The following is a 352-nucleotide window of genomic DNA, read 5'->3' on the forward strand; positions in this document are numbered from 1 at the left end:
TGGAGCGGATTGAGCCGTTTTTCCCTCTGGCGCACGGAGTGCCACGCGTGGATGACCGGCGTGTTCTGAGCGGGATCATTTATGTCATCCGTAATGGTCTTCAGTGGAAAGACGCCCCGAAAGCGTATGGTCCGCACAAGACTTTATACAACCGCTTTATCCGGTGGAGCCGCCTGGGTATTTTTGACAGGATTTTTGTTGCCCTGACAGAACAGGCAGGCCGTTCGAAGCGTCTGATGATCGATGCAACACACCTCAAGACACACAGAACGGCAGCGTCCCTGCTCAAAAAGGGGCTTTTCCCCGCCATATCGGACGGACAAAAGGCGGCCTGAACTCAAAACTTCATGCC

General features: G+C 54.3%; 1 pseudogene. It reads left to right on the top strand.

The features are described from left to right. Positions 1 to 352 (top strand): annotated as a pseudogene (locus AB2L51_RS15105) (IS5 family transposase); the annotation flags it as partial.

It is taken from the genome of Acetobacter fabarum (assembly GCF_040702925.2).
GTDB lineage: Bacteria > Pseudomonadota > Alphaproteobacteria > Acetobacterales > Acetobacteraceae > Acetobacter > Acetobacter fabarum_B.